This window comes from Sulfitobacter sp. G21635-S1, assembly GCF_027213915.1.
In the GTDB taxonomy this organism is placed as follows: Bacteria; Pseudomonadota; Alphaproteobacteria; order Rhodobacterales; family Rhodobacteraceae; genus Sulfitobacter.
The window spans coordinates 64,808-87,472 of record NZ_JAPWGV010000016.1; the positions used below are offsets into that span (position 1 = coordinate 64,808).

The window sequence follows — 22,665 nt, forward strand, 5'->3', positions numbered from 1 at the left end:
AGGCCGATCCGACGCGGGAGGCTGAAGAAAATGAATGCGATGATTGAACGTGCAGGTGGCGCGGCTGTGCGAATTCCGGCGGCCCGGATGCTGATCAACGGGGAATGGTGCGAGGGCGACGCGGGGCGGGCGATTGCCGTGCATGATCCGGCAACCGAAGAAAAGATTGCGGAGGTCGTGGCGGCATCGGTGACAGATGTGGACCGCGCCGTGCTGGCGGCACATCGTGCCTTTGAAAGCCGGGCATGGCAGAAGATGCGGCCCCTGGACCGGGGCAGGCTGCTTGAAAAGCTGGCGCTGCTGGTCGAACGCGATGCCGAAGACCTCGCGCGGCTGGAAACCCTGGACAATGGCAAACCCTATGCCGTGTCGCGAAACGTGGACCTGAAATTCGCCATTGATGCCCTGCGCTATTACGGCGGGTGGAGTTCCAAGATGGCGGGCGAATACATCCAGCTGTCGCCCCTCGGGGACGACGGCGGCACTTACCGCGCCTATACGGAGCGCAAGCCGGTGGGTGTTGTGGGCGGGATCACGCCCTGGAACTTCCCGCTGGGGCAGGCGGTGCAGAAAATGGCACCGGCCATTGCCTTTGGCTGCACCGTGGTGCTGAAGCCCTCGGAAGAGGCATCGCTCACGACGCTGCGGCTGGGTGAACTGATCCTTGAAGCGGGGTTCCCGGAAGGCACGGTCAATGTCGTGACCGGCTATGGTCATGACGCCGGGCAGGCATTGGTCGATCATCCGCTGGTGCGCAAGATCGCCTTTACCGGGTCGACGGCAACGGGGCAGAAGATCCTGGCGTCTTCGGCCCGGACGATGAAACGGGTGACGCTGGAGCTTGGCGGGAAATCCCCGACCATCGTGCTTGCCGATGCGGATCTGAACCTTGCAATCCCGGGCGCGGCCAATGCCATCTTTCCGAATTCCGGGCAGATCTGTACCGCCGGGTCACGGTTGCTGGTGGATGCCTCGATCTATGATGAGGTTATTCAGGGCGTGGCCGAGATCGGGCGGGGCCTGAAACTGGGCAGCGGTTTCGACCCTGCGGTTCAACTGGGGCCGCTGGTGTCCTCCCGGCAGCTGGAACGGGTGTCGGGGCTGGTTGCGCAGGGCATCGAGGAGGGGGCCGAGCCGATCTGTGGTGCCGGGCGGGCAGCCGACACCGGATACTTTTATCAGCCCACCGTGCTGAGCGGCGGCCGCGCCGATATGCGGATCGCGCAGGAAGAGGTGTTTGGCCCGGTGGTTCTGGCGATGGCGGTGCAGGACCCGCAGGAGATCAGGGCATTGGCAAATGATACCGCCTATGGTCTGGGGGCCAGCATCTGGACCCGGGACATCAACAAGGCGCATTTGCTGGCAGCAGAACTGGATTGCGGGACGGTCTGGATCAATACCCATAACGTGCTGGACCTTGCCATGCCCTTTGGCGGCAACAAGCTGTCGGGGCTTGGCCGGGAGTTCGGCACCGAGGTGATCCATGCCTATACGGAGCCGCGCGCGGTCTGCATGCGGCTGCAGGATCCTGTTTACGGCTGAGCCGTCTCGTTCTCCCCGGCCCGCGGCGCATTGGCGGTGCCGATGGCGTGGCGGGCGCGGCGCAGGGCGGCAAGGGGGGGTTCCCCCGTCCATTCCCGGAAGGCGCGGGAGAATGCGGATTGATTGGCGTAGCCCAGATGTGCCGCAAGCTGGCTCAGCTTGATGCTGCCGGTGCTCAGCAACATCTCCGCCTTTTTGCGGCGTTCGCGGTTGAGGATCTCGCTGAAGCTGGTGCCGAAGGTGCTGAGCTGTCGGCGCAGCGTGCGCGGCGCGATCCCGAGGATGTCTGCCAGCGTTTCCAGATCAACGCTTTCGCGGCCCAGCCGCTGGTCAACGAGTTGCGACAGGCGTTCGGGGACCGGGCGGAAATCGTCTTCGGGGGGGCGCATCAGATCGAAAAGATGCATTTCGACCACGGCGCGGGCCGGGGCGTTTGAATTGACCCAGGCCTGCATGGGGCGGTCAAGTTCGGCGTCACGGATCACGATGATGTTTGCGGCGGCATTGCCCCGGACCGGACAGCGAAAGTAGCGCTTCAGCGGTTCTTCGCGCCCGGTGATGTCATGTTCAAAGCAGATTTCCACCGGGCTCCAGCGTTCGGAGAACAATTGCCGGATCAGCGCGCAGAGGCCGGCGGTTGAATTCTCGGCGTCCTGAACCCGGGGCCAGATCGCCATGTCATTGATGGCATAGCCGTATCTGGTTTCCCCGAATTCCTGATGGACGCTGCTGGTGGTGTGGCTTTGCCAACTGGCCTGGAACCGCAGGAAAACGGCAAGCGCCTCGCGCAGGGTCGGCGCGGTGGCCAGAAGCGGGTAGACAGGGCCGATCTCCCACAGGCGGAAGTTCTGGCCCAGTTCGAGGCCGAGAAAGGGCCGGTCGAGCACTTTGGCTGCCTCTTCGAAAAAGGCGGCATAGGCCTTGAGCGGATAGGTCGAATAGGGGTTCTGCGACTTGCCGGCCTTGAGGTTGAATTTCGCCAGGGCACGCCGGTTCTGCGGCTTGTTGCCGCGCATCTCGTTGATGATCTGATCGAGGAAAAACTGCCGCAGGGTGGCATCGTGAGGCGCGGAAGCCTTGCGGTGTCCGGGGTTTTCCATATCGCGGTCTGCATGCTGTGGATGCATGAAAATCCTCCTTTCCCGATTCTACTTTATCTATGAAAGAATGCTATAGCATATTTTTCCGATTTCACCGAACCAGGGCGAAAACGGGTGGGAAATGACCTGATCTGCACAATTAACGGCCTTTGCCGACATAGACCGCAGCGGGGGCGCACCATAATCTTGTTTCAAGCCGCGGGAAACGCGGGCGGGATGGCGGCCTGCTGTCAGGTGTTGAAGGACTGGCTTGGCCGGGCGGGTCAGAAACCAAAAACGAACTGCCAAAGGCAGCGCCGGATCAACAGTAAACCAACAGGGGATACCAGATGAAAACAATAGACAGGCGTCTTTTCATGCAGCTTGCAGCGGCCAGTGGTGGTGCGCTGCTGGTGAAGCCGGATTTTGCCTTTGCGGGGGAGATCGACAATCTTTCCATTGCCTGGACAACGGATACCGCGAGCTGGGACCCGAACCAGCGGCTATCCCCCGATCCGCAGACCATTCTGAAGATGGTCTTTGACCAGCCCATCGACATGACCAGCGATCTGAAGCTGGCACCGGGCCTGTTGACGGACTGGAAGCTGGCGGATGATGCGATGAGCATGCAGGTCACGCTGCGCGATGACGTGACCTTTTCGGACGGGACGAAACTGACCGCTGATGATTTCCGCTATACCTTCTTTGAACGCATCCAGCAGGGGCAGGAGATCGACCTTGCGGTGGGGTTCGGGAATGTGACGGACATCGAGGTGCTATCGTCCACCGAAGCGGTGATGCATTTCGCCAAACCCTTCCCGATCGTGGCACAATGGCTGAGTTTCAGCGCGAGCTACATCGTCTCCAGGGCCCATGCCGAAAAGGTGGGGATCGAGGGGATGAAGACCGATCCGGTCGGGACCGGCCCCTATGTGCTGACGGAATACCAGCGCGACAGCCGGATCGTGCTGACCCGGCGCGATGATTACTGGGGGGAATTGCCCTCGGCAAAGCAGATCACCATCGAGATCATTCCAGATCCCACGGCCCGGCTGGCCGCGCTGGAATCCGGGACGGTTGATATCGCGACCGAGCTTTCGATCCGTGACGTCAAACGTCTGCAGCAGGGCGGTGCCTTCAATGCCGTCACCAATCCGATTGCGCGCATCATCTATATCACCATCCGCGAGGATGGCGTCTTTGCGGATCGCAATATCCGACTGGCCGCGCATCACGCAGTGGACAAGGCACTGCTGTCCAAGGCTTTCTTCGGCGGGGATGCGGTGACCATCGACCAGCCGACAATCCCCGGCATGCCGAGCTTCCTGCCCGATTTCCATTTTGACCATGACCCCGACAAGGCGCGGGAGCTGCTGGCGGCCTCGGGCTTTGGGCCGGACAATCCTGTCACCCTGGATTTTGCCACCACGAACGGCCAGTTTCCCGGCGATTATGACATTGCCCGCGCGGTGGTGACGATGTGGGAGAAGGTCGGCATCAAGGCCAATCTGACCGTGATCACCGAGTCGCAATGGTACGAGCTGAATGCCTCTGGCAAGCTGCCGGCTGCGTCGATGTTTGTCTGGGAGAACGGCACCGGTGACCCGGAGCTTTTCGCGGGGAACATGTTTGACGCGGACCTGCCCTTTGCCACCTACCGCACCGATGAGGTGACGGCGATGATCAAGCCGCTGCTGAGAGAGCCGGATTATGACAAGCGCATCAAGGGCTATGAGGCATTCAACAGGTTCCTGATCGAGGAAGGGGCGATGATCCCGCTTTTGCAGGCGATCCAGACCATCGGATACCGCAAGGATATCGGGATCACGCCCTGGGCCAATGGTCTGATCCGGCCGGAAGCGATCACGACGACATGATGCGGGCCGATTGCAGGCGCGTCATCGTCGGCACCGGCGATGGCGCGCCTGCATGAGTAAGGAGGGGCGGTTTTGATCCTGGCTATTCTACGTGTCATTGGCCGCAGGCTTTTGGCGATTGTGCCGGTCTTTGCGGTTGTGACGGTGTTGATTTTCGGCGCGCTGCGGATCTTGCCGGTTGATCCGGCACAGATGTCTTTGCCGCCGTCGGCGACCATCGAACAGGTGGAGGCCAAACGCGAGGCGATGGGGCTGAACCGCCCCGTCTGGGAGCAATATGCGATCTGGGCCAAAGGTGCGGTGGCAGGCGATCTGGGCGAATCCTCGCAATACCGCATGTCGACCGTCGATGTGGTTCTGGAACGTCTGCCCGCGACCATCGAACTGGTGGTCAGCGCGCTGATCTTTGCGGTCTGCGTGGGCATGGCGGGCGGGTTGCTGATTTTCACCGCGCGCGGGACGGTCTTTGAATCGGTCGGGCTGGTTGTTACCTCGGCGGTCATGGCCCTGCCCGATTTCCTGCTGGCGCTGCTTTTCATCCTGCTTTTTGGCGTTCTGATCCCGATCTTTCCGGTGAACGGACGATTGGACCCGGGCATGCAGGTGCCATCGCATACCGGATTCCTGCTGATTGATGCGATGCTGACCGGGGATTTCAGCATATTCATCAGCGCCGTTGAGCATATCGCCCTGCCGGTCATGGCCCTGGGGCTGGCATTTTCCCCGACCATTGTGCGGGTGCTGCACGCCAGCCTGATCAACACCTATCAGCAAAGCTATATCCTGCAGGCCCGTCTGCGGGGCTTGAATGGCCGCGAGATCCTGTTTGGTCAGGCCCTCAAGAATGCCATTCTGCCGGTTGTCATTCTGGTCGGCACGCAGTTCGGCGGGTTGTTTGGCGGCACGCTGCTGGTCGAGATGATCTTTTCCTTCCCCGGGCTGGGCAATCTGATGGTCAAGGCGATGCAGCTGGCTGACCTGTCGGTGATCATGGCCATTGCGCTGATCTATTGCGCCACCACGCTGATCTTCAACTCTGTCGCGGATGCCCTGGCCTATCTGCTGAATCCGCGATTGAGGAACGGATGATGGGCCGGAATTACCGCTTTGCCGATCTGGGCCTATTCATCGGCGGCAGCTTTGCCGCGCTGGTGCTGATCTGCGGGATATTTGCGCCCTGGATCACGCCCTATCATCCGAACGATCAGGAACTGCTGTACATCCTTGCGCCCCCGGTCTGGGCAGAAGGTGGGACGGCGGAACATCTGTTTGGCACCGACAGTCTGGGGCGCGATACCCTGTCGCGGCTGATCTATGGTGCGCGTACCGCGATGACCGTGGCGGTTGCCGCCTCCTTTGGTGCGATGCTGCTGGGGGCCTTCTTTGCCCATCTGGCGGGGTATTTCGGCGGCTGGGTCGATTGGATCATCAGCCGAACGGTCGAGGTCTGGCTGTCTTTCCCGCCGGTGGTCCTGTCGATGCTGCTGATCACGGGGCTTGGCATCGGGATCGACAAGGTGATCCTTGCCATCGTGCTGGTGGACTGGACCCGGTTCTGCCGCGTGTTGCGCAGCGAGGTGCAGGTGGTGCGGGGGCAGGATTATGTCGCCTTTGCACGGCTGATCGGCCTGTCGCACCCGCGTGTCATCATGAAGGAGATCTTTCCGGCGACATTGCCGATGCTGATCACCCTGCTGAGCCTGCAAATGGGCATTTCGGTGGTGGTGGAGGCGATCCTGTCCTTTGTCGCCATGGGGGTGCCATCGGATGTGCCGGCCTGGGGGCAGATGATCGCGGATGCGCGGATTGACATGTATTACGCGCCCTGGGGGCTTGCCGTGCCGATCTTTGCCATCTTCCTCACGGTGTTGAGTTTCAATCTTCTGGGCGACGGTCTGCGGCGCAGGCTTGATCCGCGCCAGAGCGCCGAGCGGGGGGCCTGACAGATGACGGAACGACAGGTTCTTCGTATCCGGCACCTCGAAATCGCACTCAGGACCGGGCAGCGGATCCTGAACGGTGTGGAGCTGGGGATTCAGCCGGGGCGGATTCTGGGGGTGATCGGGGAATCCGGTGCGGGCAAGTCGATGATCGGCAGTGCCATCGCCGATACCCTGCCACGGGGGCTGGGCATTTCCGGGGGGTCGATCGAATTTGACGGGCTGACCCTGACGGATATGACTGCCCGGACCCGTCGCAGCCTGTTGGGCCGCGACATCGGGTTTATCCCGCAGGAGCCGATGAGCGCGCTGAACCCCAGCCTGACCATCGGCCATCAGATCTGTCACCACCTTGCCAGGATCGGCCTGCGAACCGCAAAGGTGCGCAGGGACCGGGCGGTTGAGCTGTTTGCCGAAGTCGGGCTGGACCGGCCGCAGGCGCTGCTGGACAATTATCCGCATCAGCTGTCGGGGGGGATGCTGCAGCGGGTCCTGATCGCGATGGCCTTTGCATCGAACCCGCGTCTGGTGATTGCGGATGAGCCGACGACGGCGCTGGATGTGACGATCCAGAAAAAGGTGGTCGAGCTGATTGCCCGCACGCGGGAGGCGCATAATACTTCGGTGCTGTTCATCACCCATGATCTGCAACTTGCGGCCGAGATCTGTGACGATGTTTCGGTGCTCTATGCCGGGCGGATTGTCGAGACGGGTGCCGCGCGGCGCATCATCAACGCGCCGCGGCATCCCTATTCCCGTTGTCTCAACTTGGCGACGCCAAACCTGAAGGGGCGCATGGCGCGGCTGATGATCCTGCCCGGGACGATGCCGGGGCCGGTGGAACGGACCGGGATGAAGGGCTGCGAATTTGCCACCCGCTGCCCGATTGCGGAAGGTCTTTGTCGGACCGCCAGACCCCCACTGGCAGAGATCGCGCCCGGTCACTGGTCGGCCTGTCACTGGCCGGAACGCACCGGAACGGTTGCCGTGCCGAAGGCAGCGGATGCGGCGGAGGGTTTTGCCCTGGGCAGTGCCCCGGTGCTGCGGGCAAAGGGGCTTGGCAAGGCCTATCGCCAGCACGACTGGCTTGGCCGGGTGCGCGAAGTGCAGGCGCTGCGGAACCTGGATTTCGAAATTCGGGAAGGCGAGTTTGTCGGGATCGTGGGCGAGAGCGGGTCGGGGAAAAGCAGCCTGACCAAGATGATCGTGGGGCTGGAAGACGTGACCAGCGGTGTGCTGGAAGTGGCGGGTCTGGACCGGGCCACCGCGCCGCGCGCGGCGTTCTTCGACAAGGTTCAACTGGTCTTTCAGGACCCGCAATCGGCGCTCAACCCGCGCCGCAGGATTGCAGGCCTTGTCACCCAGGCGCTGGAGGGGCGGGCGCATGCCTTGTCGAAAGCGGATCAAAAGGCGCTGGTGACGGAGCTGCTGGGCAAGGTGATGCTGCCGCCCGACGTGGCCGGGCGGTTTCCGGATCAATTGTCAGGCGGGCAGAAGCAGCGGGTGAACATCGCGCGGGCGCTGTGTTCCAACCCGCGTCTGCTGATCGCGGATGAGATCGTTTCGGGGCTGGATGTATCGGTACAGGCGCAGATCCTGGAGCTGTTGCGGGCGCTGCGCCGGGAGGCAGGGTTTTCGCTGCTTCTGGTTTCGCATGACCTGGCCGTTGTCCGGCATGTCTGTGACCGGACATTGGTGATGTGCAAGGGCGAGATCGTGGAGCAGGGGCCGGTCGAGGAGGTCTTTTCAAACCCGCTGCATCCCTACACCCGCGAACTGGTTGCGGCGGCGCAGGGGGCGGGGGTTGATGGCGGCCCCTAGGTCGTGTTGACATTCATTGTCGCCCACCCGTTTCAGTCCAAAATTGCTCAGTTCCAGGCAAGAGAGCGCAGGAATAGCCAGCTATTTCAAGCTCTCTTTGCGCGCCCCGCCTTGAAATTGAAGCGCCAATACCCTGCCGCGCTACGCGCTCTCGGGACATTGGCGATGTGATTTGCCTTAAAGTAAAGGCGGGACGCCGTAACGCGGAAATGGGCAATTTTGGCGAAACCCCTGCGGGGCGCGGCGGATTTTGCCTCTGCCATCCCGGATGTTCGCTTCCAATGATCACATTGCTGCGCTCACATCAGGGCGCCAGCGGCAAAATCCGTCTCGCGCGAGTGGGCGACAATGAATGTCAACACGACCTAGCATTGCCGGGCAGACCAGATGCCTGCCTATCGGCGCGGGTGTCTGTGCGCAGAAGGTGCGGTTCCGGTCCATTTGTGCCAGGCGCGCCAGAAGGCGGTTGCATCGGCGTAGCCCAGGGCGTCAGCGACCTGCGCGACCTTTGCCTGCGGTTGTGACAGCAGCATCTGCGCCCGTTCGCGGCGCGTGGTTTCCAGCAGGGTGCGGAAACTTGTGCCTGCTTCTTTCAGGTGCCGTTGCAAACTGCGGGGCGTGGTCGACAATGCGCGGGCAGCGTGATCCACCGTGACAGGGGAAATGCCAAGGCTTGCGTGGATCACGGCGGTGACGGATTCACTGATGTTCTGCACCGGTGCGACCGCGCCGATGATCTCTTCCACATGGCGTTCCAGCGCGGCCAGCAGGGCCTGGTCTTCGGTGCGCACGTTGGTCAGGCATGCGCCCCTGTCGACAATGAAACGGTTGAAGGGTTGGGAAAACCGCACCGGGCAGCGAAAGAACCGTTCCAGCGGGCGCGGATCAGCGGGGCTGCCGTGTTCGAAATGAACCTCCTGCGGTGCCCATCTGGATTTGAAGTTGTCGCGCACGACCTGCACCAGCGACACCAGCGAACATTCCGCATCCTGGCGCCGGGGCCAGATGTTCGGATCCTTCAGGCGGTAGGTAAAGACCCAGGAGTCGCCCTGCTGAATCCATTGGGTCTCGGCGCCGTCCTGCAGGGCATTGGCGTAACTTGCAAAGCGGGTGATGCCGGTTTCGATGTTTTCCGACAGGGACAGGACGATGCCGACGGGCCCCATGTCACTGGCCGTCAGCTGCGCGCCGATGCGCGCGCCGATATTGTCGTTCCTTGTCTCAAGTGCGGCAGCTTCCAGAAATTCGACGAATTGCGGCAGGGGAATAGCGCCGTAAGGGTCGTTCAGCTGCGCAAGGGTGATGCCGGTCCGGTTCAACAGGGGCTGGGCCTTGGTGCCCGTGGCCTCGAACCGGGAGACCAGCGCCGTCAGGAAAGAGGCGCGGACCGAGGAGAACCGCGCAGTCGGCGGAAGGGTTTCACGTTTCATCGGGCCAGACTTTCAGGTTTGGCGCATATTATCAGATTTCTGGCGTTTAACGCAATGGATCGTCGCATCCCATGCCGCCAGTCTGTTTCTCGACCCCGAAGAGCGGGAGCCAATAGACCGAAGCGGCCACACAGGTGCGGCGCCGCGGTGCACAGACTGGGAGAAGGCGCGATGCGCGACAATGAGAACTTCCTGCGCGAGCAGAACACACGGCATCAGTTTCATCCGATGACCCATCCGATCATGAGCGCAGAGCATCCGCCGCAGATCATCACCCATGGCGATGGCTGCTATGTCACGGATATCGACGGCACACGTCTGGTCGATGGTCTGGGCGGGTTGTGGAACGTGAATGTCGGCCATAACCGGGCGGAGGTGAAAGCCGCCATCACCGAACAGATGGACAAGATCAGCTATTATTCCTCCTTTGCAGGGACCGCCACGCCGCCCTCGATCGAGCTGTCGGCCAAGGTCTGCGAGATGGCGGCGGCGGAAGATGTCTCCAAGGTGATGTTTTCCGCCAACGGGTCCGATGCGGTGGAGACCGCGCTGAAGCTGGCGCGCCAGTACTGGCAGCTTGAGGGGCAACCTCAGCGGACCAAGTTCTTGTCCCTGAAACAGGGGTATCACGGTGTGCATTTCGGCGGGATGTCGGTGAACGGCAATTCCTATTACCGCAGTGCCTATGAGCCGCTGCTGGCGGGCTGCTTTCACATCGACAGCCCCTGGACCTATCGCAATCCCTATTCCGAAGATCCCGAAACGCTGTGCGCGGCAATCATCACCCAGATTGAGCGCACGATCATGTTCCAGGGCGCGCATACCATTGCTGCCTTTATCGCGGAACCGGTGCAGGGGGCAGGGGGCGTCATCGTGCCGCCCGCGTCGTTCTGGCCGGCGCTGCGTGCGCTTTGCGACAAATACGAAATCCTGCTGATTTCCGACGAGGTGGTCACCGGCTTTGGCCGTTCCGGTTCGATGTTCGGGGCGCGGGGCTGGGGCGTGAAGCCCGATATCATGTGTCTGGCCAAGGGGATCTCATCGGGCTACGTGCCTTTGGGTGCCACGACCCTCAACAAGCGGGTGGCGGATGCCTGGTACAAGGAGTTCAGCCCGGAAGGCATGATCATGCACGGGTTCACCTCTTCCGGTCATCCGGTTGCCTGTGCCGCCGCGCTGGCCTGTCTGGACATTGTCGAGAAAGAGGATCTGCCGGGCAATGCGGCCCGCATGGGCAAGCGGCTGATCGAGGGTTTGCGGCCCCTGGCAGAGACATCTTCAATCGTTGGTGAAGTGCGCGGCAAGGGCCTGATGGTGGGGCTTGATTTCGTATCCGACAAGGAGGCGCGCACGCCGATGGACCCCGGCACCGGGGTGGTCGAACGCATCGCGACATTCGCGCGCGAAGAGGGCGCGATGGTCCGCCCTGCGGGCAATGTCATCATCCTGTCGCCGCCGCTGGTCATCGAAGAGGCGGAGATCGACATCATCACAGAGGCGCTGACCAAGGCCTGCGCCCGCTTTGAGGCAGAGAAATGACTGCGATGGCCCGGCCATCCTGACGATCCTTCTCCCCGATCCCGGCCCGTGTTCCTATCGGGTCGGGAACGGGGGTGAGGCAAGAAACCGAAGTCGAAGACCAGAAGAAAAACTCCCAGCATCGGGAGAAACAAACAACAGGGAAACCAGAACATGAACAAATTTGTACAAATCAGCCTGGCCGCTCTTGTATCGGCGCTGCCCTTTGCAGCTGCGGCGGAATACCCCGAAAAGCCGGTGGAATTCATCGTGCCCTGGCCGCCCGGTGATCTTGAAGACATCCTGACCCGGATGATCGCGGATGGGTTGCAGAAGAAATACGATGTGCCTGCGGCCGTGGTGAACAAGCCCGGTGGTGGCGGTGGCCCGTTTCCCGGCGCGGTCGAAGTGGCGCTGGCCCCGGCGGATGGTTACACCATCGGGTCTTTCGTGATCGACGTTCCGATGGTGGGGCCCTACATCGGCATCCCGCCGCTGGAGGGCAACCCGTTTGAGCCGGTGGGCATTTTCCTCAGCTATCCCTTTGTCCTGGCGGCATCTGGTGATGCGCCCTATTCCACGATGGAAGAACTGGCCGCCTACGCCCGTGAAAACGATGTGACGCTGGGCCATTTCGGCGATGTCACCAGCCCGGCGCGGCATACTCTGGCAATGGCCAAGGCGCTGGATTTTTCCTATTCGGCGGACACTGCTTTCGATGCGCTGGATTGCAACACGCTGGCCTCCGGCGATGTGGATGTGATCAACACCACGTTGCAGCTGATCCGGCCCTGCCTGGATGAGCTGAAGATCCTGATGAGCGTCACGAATGCGCGCATCCCGCTGTTGCCCGAGGTGCCGACCGCTGCCGAAATCTATCCCGAACTGGGGTTCTCGACCTGGAACGGCCTGTTCGTGCACGAGGATACCCCGCAGGAGGTGCGTGATGTCATCGCCGGGGTGGCGCAGGAGGTGCTGGCGTCGGATGCTGCCAAGAAGGTGGCGGAAGACACCGGGGCCGAAATCTATTGGCTTGGCTTCGATGCCTCCAATGAGCAGATGGAAAAAGACGCGGCCACGATGCAGCGGATTGCGGATTTCCTCGGAGAGTAAGGCAAGCGGGGCCGGCACTGAGGTGTCGGCCCGATCATATTGCGGAGACATGCAATGCAGCGGGTTCTGAATTTCCTCGCCCTGTTTCGTCGTGAGCGCAAGCCGGGTGATCTGATCTTTGCGGCCGGCTTTCTTGTTCTTGCGCTGGCCTGTCTGGTGGCGGTGCCCTGGCAGGCGCAGTTTCTGGGCAAGAAATCTCTGGTGGAGGAACCGGGGTTCTGGCCGACGGTTGGTGTTGTCATGATGGTGGTTTTTGGTGCCATCCACTTTGTCTGCACCTGGAATGCGCCCCGGCTGCCGGGGCGGTTGAAAGAGGTCATCGTCTGGGCGCGGTCCCTCGAATTCGTGGTCTGGTTCATTGTCTATGTCGCCGCCGTGCCGGTGATCGGCTACCTGCCCGCGACGCTGCTGTTCGCGCTGCTTTTGACGCTTCGGGCCGGATACCGGTCCCTGCAGATGCTGGGCGCGGCGGCGGGGCTGGCGCTGGTGACGGTGCTTGTCTTCAAGACCGGGCTGGGCGTGAAGCTGCCTGCCGGTGCGGTCTATCAGTATCTGCCGGACGGCATCCGGTCTTTCGTCATGGTCAACTTCTAGGAGCGCGTCATGGAGACGATTATTCAGGCCGTTGAGCTGATGTTCAGCTGGCCGGTTCTTGTGGCGCTTCTGATCGGGTCGATTGGAGGCGTTGTGATCGGCGCCATCCCCGGTGTCGGGCCGGCGGTGGCGATTGCCATCCTCTTGCCCGCGACATTCTCGATGGAACCGCTTGTCGGCCTGACGCTGCTGCTGGGGATCTATGGCTCGTCCATGTATGGCGGTTCGCTGCCCGCGATCCTGATCAACACACCGGGCACGGCGGTGAATGCGCTGACCACCTATGACGGCTACCCGATGACCAGGCGGGGCGAGGCGCTGCGCGCGCTTGGGCTGGCTTATGGCGCGTCCTTTTTCGGGGCGGTCCTGTCGATCCTCATTCTGATCCTGCTGTCGCCGGTGCTGGCCAAGGTCGCGCCGATGTTCGGCTCGCGCGAGATTTTCCTGGCGGCGCTCCTGGGCATCATTCTGGTGATCATCGCGCACAAGGGGCAGATGGCGGCGGCCGGGATGCTCGCCGGTCTTGGCATCCTGTTGCAATCGGTCGGGATGGAGCCGGTCAATTATACCATGCGCTATACCTTCGGCCTGGACTGGCTGACCTCGGGGCTGGATCTGATTGTTGTCGTGCTTGGGCTCTTTGCCCTCAGCCAGGCCTTTCAACTGATTGTCGAACCTGACAGCGCGCCGGATGCGCAGCCTGTGTCTGGGTCCATGTTCAGGGCCATGTGCGAGATATGGAAATACCGGCGCACGGCGGCGACGGGTGGCGGGTTTGGCGTTCTGATGGGGATCATTCCGGGGGTGGGCGAATTTACCGCGCAATTCCTCAGCTACACCGCCGCGCGCAAACGGTCCAAGACGCCGGAAATGTTCGGGCGCGGCAGCCCGGAGGGGCTGGTTGCCTCTGAATCCGCGAACAACGCGGTGCCTGCCGCGGCGATGATCCCGCTGCTGGCCCTCGGCATTCCGGGCGAGGCGCTGACGGCGATGATGCTGTCGGTCTTCTATGTGCACAATGTCGTGCCGGGGCCGGGGCTGTTCCAGAACCAGATGGACTTTGTCTATGCCCTCTATCTGTCGCTGCTCCTGCTCAATGTGATCGTGATCCTCTGGATGGTGGTGTCGTCCAATCTGCTGATCCGGATCATCCGCATCCCCACGCGCTTTCTGGGGATGGCGATCCTGGTGCTCAGCTTTGTCGGCGTCTATTCGCTGCGCAACTCCGCGATGGACTGCATGATTGCGGCGGGGTTCGGGGTGTTCGGCCTGATCCTGAAACGTCTGAACCTGCCCACGGTGCCGATCATCCTCGGCATGGTTCTGGGCGGGATCATGGAGGTCAAACTGCGCGCCTCGATGGGTCGGATCGACTCTCTGCTTGATTTCGTCAACCGCCCTATCGCGGCCCTGCTGGTGCTCACCATCATTGTCATCGTTGGCCAAAGCCTCCGGACCTCGATCCGTGATCTGCACGCGCGGCACGAAGAATCCAACAAACCCCACCAGAACAAGGCCTGAAACAGGCCCATCACGAGGAGATATTTCATGCGTATCGGAATTCCGGATCAGGCCCCCAGTGGCATCAGCCCCGATGTGACAGCCTTTCTCAAGGCTCCGAAGATGCTGATCAACGGGCAAAGCGTTGGCGGTGAGGCGCCCGGCTTTGATGTCTTCAACCCCGCTGACGGATCGGTTCTGGCACAGGTTCCGACGGCATCGGAAGCCGATGTGGACCGCGCCGTGCTGGCCGCCAGGGCGGCGATGGCAGGCGCCTGGGGCGGGATGCCGGGTGCGGAGCGGACAAGGCTGATGCTGAGGCTTGCCGATCTGATCGAGGAGAACGGCGAGGAACTGGCACAGCTTGAAACGCTGGAAAACGGCAAGTCGATCATGCTGTCGCGTCTGGTCGAAGTGGCGTCCTCGGCTGAATATCTGCGGTACATGGCCGGTTGGGCCACCAAGATCCGGGGCGAGACCTTTGACGTCTCAATCGCCGTGCCGCCGGGGACGCGTTACACCGCCTATACCCGCAAGGAGCCGGTTGGTGTTGTCGCGGCGATCACGCCTTGGAACTTCCCGCTGAACATGTGTGTGTGGAAAGTGGCCCCGGCGCTGGCGGCGGGCTGTGCCGTGGTGCTGAAACCGGCGGAGGAGACGCCGCTGACATCGCTGCGGTTTGCGGAATTGGCGCGCGAGGCGGGCTTTCCCGATGGGGTGGTCAACGTCATTACCGGGGACGGGGCCACGGGGGCCGCGCTGGTGCAGCATCCCGGTGTGGACAAGATCACCTTTACCGGGTCGACCGAGGTCGGCAAGAAGATCGGCACCAAGGCGATGGAGACCGTCAAGCCGGTGACGCTGGAACTTGGCGGCAAGGCCCCGATGGTGTTCTTTGACGATATGGACCTGAACCTGCTGGGGCCCGCGACAGGCATCGGGATGTTCTTCAACTCGGGCCAGACCTGCTGTGCCGGGGCGCGCATCTATGTGCAGAAGGGCATTTATGAGGAAGCTGTGGCGACGCTCAAGGCGATTACATCGTCGCTGCCAATCGGGGATGGGATGAATCCCGCCAACCAGATCAACCCGGTGGTGTCGGCCAAACATTTTGATCATGTGAAGGGGATGATTGCCCGGGGTATCGCTGACGGGGCAACGCCCCTGCTGGACATCGCCGCACCGGGGCAGGGGTACTACGTGGCACCACAGCTTTTTGCGGATGCGCGTTCAGACACCGCGATCATGCAGGACGAGGTCTTTGGCCCGGTGGCGACGATTACCCCCTTCGAGACTGAGGAAGAGGCCATCGCGATGGCCAATGACACCCGCTACGGGCTTGGCGCGTCGCTTTGGACCCGCGACATCAACCGGGTGATGAAGCTGGTGCCGCAGGTGCAGGCCGGGACGGTCTGGGTCAACAGCCACAACATCCCCGATCAGAACATGCCTTTTGGCGGATTCAAGCAATCAGGCATCGGGCGGGAGCACGGAACAGGCGCCCTGGACAACTACCTTGAGACCAAATCGGTCTGTGTTGCCTATAGCTGAGGCGGCTCAGGTCCCGTTCACAATGGGTGGGCGGGGCCTGTGGCACCCATGATCTGACAACATGCTGACCGCGGCGTATCACAATCGGCGCGGTTTTCCTGAGCGACCTTTCAGAGGTCGTGAACGCGGATTTTCTTCAGCATTGCCTGCATCACTTCAACACAGACGGCCAGCTGCGCCGGGTCAATGCCATCGGTCATGTGATGATAGTTCGCGTTGACCAGCGGCGCCGTTTCCCTGAGCTTTTTGCGGCCCTTGGCGGTCAGTGAAACGCGGCGCACACGCTGGTCGGATGCGTCGATTTCGCGCTGCGCCAGGCCGGCTGTGACAAGCTGTTCGACCAGCCTGCTGACAGTGGATTGTTCTGTCACCGACAGCACGGAGACTTCGTTTACCGTAAGTTGCTTATACGCGGCGAGGCAGGCCATGATCCGCATCGTCGCACCCTGGATACCAATGTTCTTGAGGTCGGCATCCTGTTTGACCTGCCAGCGGTTCGTCAGCCGCGTCATGAGATAGGGCAGGTATTGCGACAGTTGTTCCGGCGTTTTGAAGGGAAAGCCGAGGTCATCACTTTTCTTAGTCATTGTCCGTCGGAGCCTTGCCGCCTGGTTTCTTGATGATCGATTTCAGCATGGCGGTGGTTTCCGCAAGGTTCTTGGCGTCGAGATGCAGGAAACATTTTGCCAGGACGTCGGCGTGAACGGCCGCTGCTTCCTCGAACCGCTGGCGACCTGCGGGTGTCAGCACGGCGACAAAGGAGCGCCTGTCGTCAGCCGACATGGATTTGTCCACCAGCTCGTCCTTGCGCAGCCTGTTGACCAGGCCGGAGACATTGCCGTTGCTGACCTTGAGCCTGGCCGAAAGCTCGCCCATGCTCAGACCGTCGGGGTAGCGGGCCAATTGTGCAAGCACATCGAATTTCGAAACGCTGATGCCCGTCTGCTCCTTGAGCTGCCGGTTCACTTCGGGATAGACGAAATTATAGACATCCAGCACGCTGAGCCAGAGCCGGGTGTCGTCCTTGCGGTGTTTTGAACTATCCTGAGCCGGGTCACGGGCCATCATCGATCTATCTGCATTTCCATATTTTTACATACTAGGCATTATCCGAGAATACATATTGGTTCAATGCACCTCTCAGGTCGACTGGTATGTCGATGGATGAATGCGTGTCCAGGCAGGTGGTCACGGTTGTAAAGAGCCCGCGCAGGGCCTCCGTCTCGCCAAGCATCGCGTTCAGTTCCAGCGCGTAAGACTTGCTGCCGATCCTGGAGACACGGATGAAATATTCGACTTCCTCGCCCATTTTGACCGGCGAGAAGAATTCGGCATGGGCGTTGACATAGCCCAGCCCGGTGCGGCGGGGGCCGAGGAAATCATAATAGGAAAGGCCAAGGCAGTCGGAAAACCATGCTTCGATGGCGTGGTTGAACACGTTGAAGAATTCTGGCGTATAGACAATGCCCGCAGGGTCGCATTGGCCGTGGCGGAATATGTGCTTGTAGCTCCAGCCGGGAAACGGGATATCCGCACGATCCAGAGGACGGGGAAACGGCGCGGGTTTGTCGATCTTGTTCATGTGCTCGAAAAACTTTCAATTGTCATGATCGTGCCGTCCAGATCCTTGCTGGACGGATCCTTGATCGCAGAAGTCAAAAGACGTTGCGCCCATTCCGCTGCGTCATCGCGGGACGCGATGGACTTTGTGGTCTGCATGACCTTGTCGAACTTGGAATGCCCCCGGACATGGGTGTCTGAATAGCCCTTGATCAGGCGGCGGAAGGTGAGCATCGCGATGCCGAGATCATAGTTGCGCGCCAGCGCCTGCGAGGCATCGGCCAGCCAGGCATCGCGGTGGGCGACCTCTGTCTTGTGGCGCAGGGATTTGCGGCGTATCACCTTGAGCGCACCGACAAAATGCAGCGGCAGGAACCCGGTCAGGCGGTAGGTCTGCACGCGGCGGCCCTTGTTGATGCGGCGGTCCAGCCAGGCATAAAGGGATTTGCGCGATTTCAGCCAGGTGGCCAGCCCGGCGGGCAGGGTTGATGCGGCTTCTTCCATGCGGGGGTGCATGAATTCGGTGGTGTTAAGAACCTGACCGTCCTGCAGGCCGACCTCATCTGCCACGCGCTGGCGCCGCGCGCTTTGCGTCTTGATGCGGGCGACGCGGATGACATCGTCATACGCCATCGCATTGGCGAGGTATTTGGCGGCTGTTGCGGTGAAGGCAAAGTCGTGTTCCGCGCCATTTGCCGCGCTGTCCGACTTGGTGAGATCACGCAGGATATCGAGATATTCAGCGCCATAGGCGGCATCCTGAAAATCGACGACCTTTTGCAGACCCAGATAGGCCATGGCATGGGCCTGTTCGGGAAGTTCCGCACGCAGGCGGGTGAGCAGGGCGTTGGCCCGTTTGTCGCGCAAGCTGTCAGGCAGTGCGGCAACGGGGGTGGCGGTGTCTGCCGCATCGGTCGGCTCCGGTTCTGCGCCGTTTGTGGTCCGGTCATAGGCGGCGTCAAAGGCGCGGATGCTGGCCTCGATGCCCTTGCCGCCCTTGCGGATCACATCGTAATAGGCCTCCCGCTCAAAAGGCAGGGTGCCTGACGCGGCAAGGCTGCCGAACATGGCGGAGGAGATGACAGAGCCGTTCCTGACCGCCATCGCGTTCATGTCGAAGACGATTTCCTGTTTGGCGACCACACCGATGGCATCACTGACGGCGCTGCTGTCCGCGATGCTGTCGCCGGGGGCCATCTTTTCGCTGATCGCAAGCGACCGGTGGCTGGAGGCAATCAGGGTGGTTCGGTCGGGTGTCACGATACCGCGCAGGATCGAGCGGCCGGCTTCCATGAATTCCGATGCGATCACCACATCGACATCGCCGGGCGTGGGCATCTGCGCCAGCACCGGTTTTTGTCCACCCGCGCCTGGGCGCATCATCTCGACGTAATAGATGGTGGCCCCGGTGCGTTGGGCCACGCCGGGAACGGAGGTGGATTGCGCCACCCAGCCGTGGGCTTCTGCAAGCGCCACGATCCAGCCAGTCAGAACGCCGCCGCCCTGACCGCCCATCGCGACAATGGCGATGGAAATCGGCCGCTCTGTTGCGGGGCCAGCGGGCTTCAGGCCCAGTTTGACGGTGTCATCTTTCATCTTTCTATGCCTCAAAGCTGACCGCGCGCTTTTCGCGGCGGTCTTGCAGGTAGCGGATCACGGAGCCGGAGAACCTGGCCCGGAACCTGTCCCAGCCAGTCGGGTTATGGGTAACCTCGGCGCGGAAGAAGGAGGGGCAGAGCACGGCGGCATCCGCCACTTCGCCGCAGTTGCCGCAGGCCACGCAGGTATCGTCGATGGAGGCAACGGGATCGTCGCGCAGCGGATCGTCCAGTTCCTTGATCGACAGCGAGGGGCAGCCCGACAGCCGCATGCAGGCGTGATCGCCGGTGCAGACATCTTCGTCGACACCGAATTTCTCTTTGATCACCCGCTGGCCGCCCTTGATCGCCTTGGCGACCTTCGGCTTTTCGCGGCGCTGCTTGTTCAGCATGCATTCCGACGACGCCACGATGATCTTGGGCCCCTCGGCATCGGTGGTCAGCGCCTCGTTCAGCACATCGCGCATCCTGGTCACGTCATAGGTGTGATCGACCTGACGGACCCATTTGGCACCGATCCCCTTGACCGCATCCACGATGGAATTGTTGGTGTTGCGGCGCTTGTTCAGCGCGCGGGACGACAGGATGTCCTGACCGCCGGTGGCCGAGGAATAGAAGTTGTCGACAATGACAAAGACGCCGTCGTGCTTGTTGAACACCGCATTGCCGATGCCGCTGGTCAGCCCGTTGTGCCAGAACCCGCCGTCGCCCATGATCGAGATCGAGCGTTTGGCGCCCTTGACGTTGAACGCCGCCGCCGAGGCCGGGCCAAGGCCAAAGCCCATGGTGGTGGCACCCAGATTGAAGGGCGGCAGGATCGAGAAGAGGTGACAGCCGATGTCCGCCGAGACATGGTGTGTGCCGGTTTCCTCGAAGACCATTTTCATGGCGGCAAAGATCGGCCGTTCGGGGCAGCCGGTACACAGGCCCGGCGGTCGTGCCGGAACAACCTCGCCCAGCCGTTCGATCACCGGGTTGGTCAGGATCGGGACGGGATCGGGCACCGGGGCGCGGTTGCCGAGCTGTTTTGGCTCATGATCCTCAAGGAAACGGCCGATCCCTTCGGTCAGGACGGCGGCGGTATAATCGCCACCCATCGGCAGGTAATCCTTGCCATGGACCTCTGTCGGGCTTTTCGTGCGCGCCAGAACCGTCGAGATGGATTGTTCGATATATTCGGGCTGCCCTTCCTCGATCATCAGGACGGCATCCAGACCCTCGCAGAATGCGTCGACTTCGGACTTGATGGTCGGATAGGCCACGTTCATCACGTAGATCGGCACGCGCGAATTGCCGTAGGCATCACAGAGCCCGAGGAACTGCAGCGCGCGGATGGTGCTGTTGTACATGCCACCGACGACGATGAGCCCGGTCTTGCCGGTCTTTTCCTTGCCGGTGGGGCCGAAGAATTCGTTCAGCTTCTGGTCGCGGATAAAGTCGATGGCGGCGGGCATGCGCACCTTGATCTTTTCGACCTCATGCTCATAGGCGGCGGGCGGCAGAACGATGCGGCCCAGATCGCGTTCGGGATTGTTCATCGCGTCACGCAGGGTGAATTCGGGGCGCTTGTTGTCCTTGCATTCAAATTCGCCTGTCATGTGACAGGACCGCACCCGCACCTGCAGCATCACCGGGGTGTTGGAGGCTTCCGACAACTGGAAACCCTTTTCGATCAGATTGACCATGCAGGCCTGATCGGGGCGCGGGTCCAGCAGCCACATCTGGGATTTCATTGCAAAGGCGTGGGTGCGCTCCTGCATGATGGAGGAGCCTTCGCCGTAGTCTTCGCCGACGATCACCATCGCGCCGCCGGTGACGCCGCCGGATGCAAGGTTTGACAGGGCGTCGGAGGCGACATTGGTGCCGACGGTGGATTTCCACGCCACAGCACCGCGCAGGGGATACATGACGGAAGCCGAGAGCATCGCGCCTGCGGTTGCTTCGCTGGCCGAGCTTTGAAAGACCACGCCGAGGTCGTCGAGGATGTCATTGGCATCTGCCAGCACGTCCATCAGGTGCGAAATCGGCGATCCCTGATAGCCGCCGACATAGGCGACACCGGATTGCAGCAGGGCCTTTGTGATCGCCAGAATGCCCTCACCGCGGAACAGGTCGCCCTCTCCAAGCTTCAGGTCTTCGACTTCTTTCGCAAAGGATCGTTCAGCCATCATCATCTCTCCAAAAAAAGTATGGTAATGAATAGATTTATATGTAAAATAAGTCAACGATCAGTTTTCTACTTCGAGCGAATAAATCGAATATGAGGAAAAAAACAATTCAGAATCATGTGGATAACGCCAGAGGTGTCAAGATGACCTCGTCAGCTGCGGCGTTGTCCTTCATGATCGATTCACGGGGTCAGGTGAGTCGTGCCACTTGCCCGCTCAGTCGGGCGGCGCGCAGGCGGACGGGCCCGGACACGAACATCCTTGATGCCGATTCCCGCGCCCTTGCGCATGTCGGCGCAATCCAATCTGGAAGGTGAAGACGAAATGTTGCCATTGAATGACTTTCCGAAGTTCACGGCTGCGGCGGTTCAGGCGAGCCCTGTGTTTCTGGATGCGGGCAAGACCGTGGAAAAGGCCGTAAGCCTGATTGGCGAGGCCGCCGGAAACGGCGCGCGGCTTGTGGTGTTTCCGGAGGTGTTCATCCCCGGATACCCCTATTGGAACTGGATCACCGATCCGGTGACGGGCAGCGCGTGGTTCGAGAAACTTGTGCGGGCCTCGGTCTTTGCCGATGGTCCCGAAGTGGCGAAGGTTCAGGCCGCCGCCAGGGCGAACAATTGCTATGTGGTGATGGGGCTGAACGAACGCAGCCCCGTGTCGCTGGGCGCGCTTTACAATACATTGCTGTTCATCGGGCCGGATGGCGCGATCCTGGGCAAGCACCGCAAGCTGGTGCCCACCTGGGCGGAGAAACTGACCTGGACGGGCGGGGATGGGTCCAGCCTCAGGGTCTATGACACGGAAATTGGCCCGCTGGGCGGGCTCGCCTGTGGTGAGAACACCAATACGCTGGCGCGGTTCACCCTGCTGGCGCAGGGCGAACTGGTACATACCGCCAGCTATATCTCGCTGCCGGTGGCACCGAAGGATTACGACATGGCCGAGGCGATCAAGCTGCGCAGCATGTCGCACAGCTTTGAAGGCAAGGTCTTTACGGTGACTGCTACCTCGACGGTCTCGGACGAGATCATCACGGCGATGGAAGAGATCCGACCGGATGCCCGCGATATGCTGGAGCGCAAATCCAGTGCCTATTCCGGGATCATCGGCCCCGACGGGCGCGAGGTTGTCCCCGGCCTGATCGACGACGAAGGCATCGTCTATGCCGAGATCGACCTGGGCAAATGCATCCAGCCCAAGCAGATGCATGACATCACCGGCCATTATAACCGGTTCGATATTTTCGACCTGCGGGTCAATCAGGTGCCGCAGGCTGCCGTCAATCTGAAAACCGGCCCGGCCCCCGCGCCGGACCTGAACGCTGTGCCGATGCCGGACGACAGCGAAGAATCCTAATCCAATCAAGACTGGAGG

General features: G+C 61.4%; 18 protein-coding genes. 11 read left to right on the top strand and 7 right to left on the bottom strand.

What is annotated here, in order from left to right; translation table 11 throughout:
• Positions 1–30 precede the first annotated feature (30 nt).
• Positions 31–1,542, top strand: a complete 1,512-nt coding sequence (locus O4H53_RS15880) for an aldehyde dehydrogenase family protein (RefSeq protein ID WP_269365299.1) — start codon at positions 31–33, stop codon at positions 1,540–1,542.
• Here O4H53_RS15880 and O4H53_RS15885 read toward each other — a convergent pair.
• On the bottom strand, positions 1,533–2,669 hold the full coding sequence (locus O4H53_RS15885; protein ID WP_269365301.1) for an AraC family transcriptional regulator: 1,137 nt from the start codon (positions 2,667–2,669) through the stop codon (positions 1,533–1,535). The two genes, O4H53_RS15880 and O4H53_RS15885, sit on opposite strands and share 10 nt — an antisense overlap.
• A gap of 302 nt (positions 2,670–2,971) precedes the next feature.
• Here O4H53_RS15885 and O4H53_RS15890 point away from each other — a divergent pair, with 302 nt between their 5' ends.
• The 4 genes from O4H53_RS15890 (at position 2,972) to O4H53_RS15905 (ending at position 8,259) form a co-directional block, all read left to right on the top strand.
• Complete coding sequence (locus tag O4H53_RS15890; protein ID WP_269365303.1) at positions 2,972–4,498, top strand: ABC transporter substrate-binding protein; 1,527 nt, start codon at positions 2,972–2,974, stop codon at positions 4,496–4,498.
• Between the two features lie 72 nt (positions 4,499–4,570).
• Entirely contained in the window at positions 4,571–5,587 is a 1,017-nt protein-coding gene (locus O4H53_RS15895) for an ABC transporter permease (RefSeq protein WP_269365304.1), read from the top strand.
• On the top strand, positions 5,587–6,441 hold the full coding sequence (locus O4H53_RS15900) for an ABC transporter permease (RefSeq protein WP_269365306.1): 855 nt from the start codon (positions 5,587–5,589) through the stop codon (positions 6,439–6,441). The genes O4H53_RS15895 and O4H53_RS15900 overlap by 1 nt, the downstream gene beginning before the upstream one ends.
• Before the next feature lie 3 nt (positions 6,442–6,444).
• The gene (locus O4H53_RS15905; RefSeq protein ID WP_269365307.1) at positions 6,445–8,259 is read left to right on the top strand and encodes a dipeptide ABC transporter ATP-binding protein; all 1,815 of its coding nucleotides are present in this window, start codon (positions 6,445–6,447) and stop codon (positions 8,257–8,259) included.
• A 395-nt stretch (positions 8,260–8,654) separates the two neighbouring features.
• Here O4H53_RS15905 and O4H53_RS15910 read toward each other — a convergent pair whose 3' ends face one another.
• Complete coding sequence (locus O4H53_RS15910; protein WP_269365308.1) at positions 8,655–9,689, bottom strand: AraC family transcriptional regulator; 1,035 nt, start codon at positions 9,687–9,689, stop codon at positions 8,655–8,657.
• Positions 9,690–9,860: 171 nt separating this feature from the next.
• On the opposite strand from O4H53_RS15910, the gene O4H53_RS15915 reads away from it, so the two are divergent.
• The 5 genes from O4H53_RS15915 (at position 9,861) to O4H53_RS15935 (ending at position 15,965) form a co-directional block, all read left to right on the top strand.
• Positions 9,861–11,228, top strand: coding sequence for an aminotransferase class III-fold pyridoxal phosphate-dependent enzyme (locus O4H53_RS15915; RefSeq protein WP_269365310.1), 1,368 nt, complete (start codon positions 9,861–9,863; stop codon positions 11,226–11,228).
• 153 nt (positions 11,229–11,381) lie between these two features.
• On the top strand, positions 11,382–12,320 hold the full coding sequence (locus O4H53_RS15920; RefSeq protein WP_269365312.1) for a tripartite tricarboxylate transporter substrate binding protein: 939 nt from the start codon (positions 11,382–11,384) through the stop codon (positions 12,318–12,320).
• 54 nt (positions 12,321–12,374) lie between these two features.
• On the top strand, positions 12,375–12,914 hold the full coding sequence (locus tag O4H53_RS15925; protein ID WP_269365314.1) for a tripartite tricarboxylate transporter TctB family protein: 540 nt from the start codon (positions 12,375–12,377) through the stop codon (positions 12,912–12,914).
• Positions 12,915–12,923: 9 nt separating this feature from the next.
• Positions 12,924–14,435, top strand: coding sequence for a tripartite tricarboxylate transporter permease (locus O4H53_RS15930; RefSeq protein ID WP_269365316.1), 1,512 nt, complete (start codon positions 12,924–12,926; stop codon positions 14,433–14,435).
• 27 nt (positions 14,436–14,462) lie between these two features.
• Complete coding sequence (locus tag O4H53_RS15935; RefSeq protein WP_269365318.1) at positions 14,463–15,965, top strand: aldehyde dehydrogenase family protein; 1,503 nt, start codon at positions 14,463–14,465, stop codon at positions 15,963–15,965.
• A gap of 110 nt (positions 15,966–16,075) precedes the next feature.
• Here the strand turns inward: O4H53_RS15935 and O4H53_RS15940 are convergent, their stop codons facing one another.
• The 5 genes from O4H53_RS15940 to O4H53_RS15960 are packed head-to-tail and all read right to left on the bottom strand — an operon-like array spanning position 16,076 to position 21,291.
• Positions 16,076–16,552 (bottom strand): MarR family winged helix-turn-helix transcriptional regulator, encoded by a 477-nt coding sequence (locus O4H53_RS15940; RefSeq protein ID WP_269365320.1) that lies wholly within the window; start codon positions 16,550–16,552, stop codon positions 16,076–16,078.
• Positions 16,545–17,030 (bottom strand): MarR family winged helix-turn-helix transcriptional regulator, encoded by a 486-nt coding sequence (locus O4H53_RS15945; protein WP_269365322.1) that lies wholly within the window; start codon positions 17,028–17,030, stop codon positions 16,545–16,547. Before O4H53_RS15945 ends, O4H53_RS15940 begins: the two co-directional genes overlap by 8 nt.
• Before the next feature lie 34 nt (positions 17,031–17,064).
• The gene (locus O4H53_RS15950) at positions 17,065–17,547 is read right to left on the bottom strand and encodes an acyl-CoA thioesterase (protein WP_269365324.1); all 483 of its coding nucleotides are present in this window, start codon (positions 17,545–17,547) and stop codon (positions 17,065–17,067) included.
• Positions 17,544–19,121: an indolepyruvate oxidoreductase subunit beta family protein gene (locus O4H53_RS15955; protein WP_269365325.1), complete on the bottom strand. Its 1,578-nt coding sequence runs from the start codon at positions 19,119–19,121 to the stop codon at positions 17,544–17,546. Before O4H53_RS15955 ends, O4H53_RS15950 begins: the two co-directional genes overlap by 4 nt.
• A 4-nt stretch (positions 19,122–19,125) precedes the next feature.
• Entirely contained in the window at positions 19,126–21,291 is a 2,166-nt protein-coding gene (locus tag O4H53_RS15960; protein ID WP_269365327.1) for an indolepyruvate ferredoxin oxidoreductase subunit alpha, read from the bottom strand.
• A 288-nt stretch (positions 21,292–21,579) separates the two neighbouring features.
• Here O4H53_RS15960 and O4H53_RS15965 point away from each other — a divergent pair, with 288 nt between their 5' ends.
• Entirely contained in the window at positions 21,580–22,647 is a 1,068-nt protein-coding gene (locus O4H53_RS15965; protein ID WP_269365329.1) for a carbon-nitrogen hydrolase family protein, read from the top strand.
• The last annotated feature ends 18 nt before the right edge of the window (positions 22,648–22,665 follow it).